Raw genomic sequence first — 3,392 nt, 5'->3', positions numbered from 1 at the left:
GCCTATCACGGACGGTGGCATCACCTTTGTCACTGATCCTGACACGGACGATGGCCGCGATACGGTCTTTGGCGGCGCGGGCAATGACGTTATCAACACGGGCGATGATGCGGATAGCATCGACGGCGGTGATGATGATGACACGATCAACGCAGGTATCGATGACGATACGGTTCGCGGCGGTCTTGGCAACGACAGCATTCTTGGCGGTCACGGCTCTGACGCCATCGACGGCGGCGGCGGCGATGATTATATCGACGCAGGTCACACAGGTACGCCTGGCTATATCGGTGATGTAGAAGATTCACTGGAGCTTGCGGGCCTCGAAGAAAACGATCGCGACTCTGTTGACGGTGGTGCTGGTAACGACACGATCCTTGGCGGCGACGATGATGACACCATTTCCGGTGGCAACGGCGACGACGTTCTGGACGGCGGTATCGATGACGACTTGATCTTCGGCGGCAATGGCTTTGACGAAATCTTTGGCGGCGACGGCTCTGATACGATCGATGCTGGTGCAAGCGACGATACGATCACTGGCGGCGCGGGTGCAGATAGCATCTTTGGCGGCAATGGTCAGGACAGCATCATCGGTGCCACAGCAGGTGACACGATTGACGGCGGCGAAGGTCCAACGGACTTTGATACGCTTGATCTTCGTGGTGCTGGCGCTGCGGCGAACCCGGGTGGTCGTGTTTCGGTTGTCTATGATGCTCCCGGCTCTGAAGGCGGTATCGTTAACTTCCTCGATGCAGCCGATGCTATCACTGGCACCGCGCGTTTCGACAACATCGAAAACGTCATTCCTTGCTTCACCCCGGGCACGCTCATTGCGACGCCAACGGGCGAGCGCAAAGTGGAAGACCTTAAGGCTGGTGATCGTGTAATCACACGTGACAACGGCATTCGGGAAATTCGCTGGAGCGGCGCAAAGGAACTGAGCGGCGCACAATTGGCGGCCAACGCGCATCTTCAGCCGGTTCTGATCCGTGCGGGTGCATTGGGGAACAACCTGCCTGAGCGAGATATCCTTGTTTCGCCTCAGCACCGTATGCTTCTGACGACGGATCAGGCGGCCATGTACTTTGAAGAGCGTGAAGTTCTCGTTGCGGCCAAGCACCTGACCATCCTTGATGGTGTGGACCGTGTGGAAAGCTCAGGCACCACATATATCCACATTATGTTCGATCAGCATGAGGTTGTTCTGTCCAACGGCACTTGGTCCGAAAGCTTCCAGCCGGGTGACTACACACTCGACGGGATCGGCCAAGAGCAGCGCGACGAAATTCTGGAACTGTTCCCGGAATTGGCGACACAGCAAGGCTCCGAAGCCTATCAGGCGGCGCGCCGGACGCTGAAGAAATACGAAGCGGCCCTATTGCTAGGATAGGCCCCCTGTAGGAGGCCTTTGCTTCACCGTAATATGCAGCTCTGATGAACAGGGGGCTGTTCATCAGGAATGGAGAGAGGCGGGGAACCGCCTCTTTCCGACGTTTTACCACCAGGGCGTGCGGGAAAGTTTGCGTTTTTCCCCCTTGGGTGTAGGTCAAAGCACAACTATTTATGATGTATAGCGGTACAATAGATTGCCGTTGGTGAATTTGTCTGGGGGGACATGTTATGCCAGTTTTCAACGGAACACCCGGCGCTGATACGATTCAAGGCAGCGCTACAGACGATACGATCTTCGGTGAAGCAGGCGCAGACCTGATTTCAGGCGAAGGCGCTGATGATTCAATTCTTGGCGGCGCTGGTGATGATACGCTTTAAGGCGATGTCGGTGTCGGCACCGCGCCGGGCGTGGATGCATCGCCAATTGATCTGAGCATAAGACAATCTTGTCTCGGACAGTTCATCAGGCAATAACAACGCCCAGCCAGGTGATGTTGCGATTTACTCCAATGTTGCAGAGCTCGGTGATGGGACAAATATTTCCGCACGGCTGATCCTCGTCAGCATGACCAATCCCAATCTCAACGTGGATATGTCCGGCGGGAATGGGTCTGAAATTCTGCTCAATAGTGGGGGCGGTGCTGTTCCCGCTGGGGCGCAAGCCAGTTTCCGCATGGAGTTTTTCAATCCGCTGACAGGTGACCCTGTTGCACTAAATTCTGTTGCGACGTTCAACGATCTGGACCGTAATTTTACCGGTAACGAAGAAGCGGTTATTCTTAATACTGCCAGCTTTACGAACTACTCGACCGCTCCGGTCACTTCGATTGAAGTGACGCCCACTGCCGCGACCATTCGGGCAAACGGAACCGAGCAAAACTCGCCCGCCGATACAGATTCCTGGTTCAGCGCCGGTTTTGAGAACCGTGAGTTCATCGAGTTCACGCTAGAAGCGCGTTCAACGCCATCCGGCTTCACGATGAGCGGTGATTTGATCCCTGGGGGAATCGTGACAGAGGTCGACGCGGGTGATGACACGCTGCTTGGCGGCGACGGCAACGACATCATTCTGGGTCAGGGCGGCGGATGACAGCCTTGTTGCTGGAGCAGGCGACGATAGCGTTGAGGGCGGCGATGGTATGGATACCATTGTTGGCGGTACGGGCACGGACACGCTGGATGGTGGCAACAACTCCGACCTGTTCATCTTTGACGGGGCTGGCGATCATGTGATTATCGGCGGCGAAGATGCGGATGGCTCTGATATTGATGTCATTGATCTAAGTGGCATCAATGCCCGTGTTATCCAAAGCGGCCCTGAAAGCGGTATCATCGAATATCTCGATGCCAGCGGGGCAGTGATTAACACAGCGACCTATTCACAAATCGAACAGGTGATCTGCTTTACGCCTCACGCGCTCATCATGACGCCGCTTGGTCCGCGCCGCACAGACGAGCTGCGCGTTGGCGACAAGGTCGTAACCCGTGACAACGGAGCCCAAGAATTGGCTTGGATCGGGCAAAAAACGCTTGGCCTTGGCAATATGATTGCAAATCCTGAACTGGCCCCGGTGACGATTGCGGCAGGTGCCTTGGGCAACGGCTTGCCAGAGCGCGCGTTGCAGGTATCGCCGAACCACCGTGTTCTGATGCTTGGCCAAATGAACCGCCTTTTGTTCGACACGTCAGAGGTTCTGATCGCGGCGAAACATCTTGTTGGCCGCCCGGGCATCACACAAAGTGTTCCCAGTTCGGTCAAATATCTGCATCTGATGTTTGAAGCGCATGAGGTCATCATGTCGGATGGCGCATGGACGGAAAGTTTCCAACCTGCCGAGCACGCACTTAACGGCGTAGAATCAGCGCAGCGGGACGAGCTTTTCTCTATCTTTCCAGAGCTTATGACCCAAAAAGGGTTGCATAATTACGGTGCTGCACGGCGTTCACTGAAGCGTTTTGAAGCCGAGATTCTGTGCGCTGAGTTGTAATGGAATTTC

The 3,392-nt window shown here is 55.5% G+C and carries 4 protein-coding genes; all 4 read left to right on the top strand.

Annotated elements, in window-relative coordinates:
- Positions 1–1,393 (top strand): Hint domain-containing protein (locus WBC85_RS13270; protein WP_424438016.1); only part of this gene is annotated, 1,393 nt, incomplete at its 5' end.
- A 230-nt stretch (positions 1,394–1,623) separates the two neighbouring features.
- A complete protein-coding gene (locus tag WBC85_RS13265; RefSeq protein ID WP_424438013.1) occupies positions 1,624–1,773 on the top strand; it encodes a calcium-binding protein in 150 nt (49 codons plus the stop codon).
- A gap of 187 nt (positions 1,774–1,960) precedes the next feature.
- Complete coding sequence (locus WBC85_RS13260) at positions 1,961–2,485, top strand: hypothetical protein (RefSeq protein WP_424438010.1); 525 nt, start codon at positions 1,961–1,963, stop codon at positions 2,483–2,485.
- A complete protein-coding gene (locus WBC85_RS13255; RefSeq protein ID WP_424438007.1) occupies positions 2,427–3,383 on the top strand; it encodes a Hint domain-containing protein in 957 nt (318 codons plus the stop codon). Before WBC85_RS13260 ends, WBC85_RS13255 begins: the two co-directional genes overlap by 59 nt.
- Positions 3,384–3,392 lie beyond the last annotated feature (9 nt).

Source organism: Planktotalea sp. (assembly GCF_049680325.1).
GTDB lineage: Bacteria > Pseudomonadota > Alphaproteobacteria > Rhodobacterales > Rhodobacteraceae > Planktotalea.
Note: the sequence above shows the minus strand (reverse complement) of the source record. Positions and strands in the feature narration are given on the sequence as shown.

What these genes read in the sequence shown, in the direction of transcription:
- WBC85_RS13265 (WP_424438013.1), top strand. Translation starts at nt 1,624, where the DNA reads ATGCCAGTTTTCAACGGAACACCCGGCGCTGATACGATTCAAGGCAGC.
- WBC85_RS13260 (WP_424438010.1), top strand. Translation starts at nt 1,961, where the DNA reads ATGACCAATCCCAATCTCAACGTGGATATGTCCGGCGGGAATGGGTCT.
- WBC85_RS13255 (WP_424438007.1), top strand. Translation starts at nt 2,427, where the DNA reads ATGACACGCTGCTTGGCGGCGACGGCAACGACATCATTCTGGGTCAGG.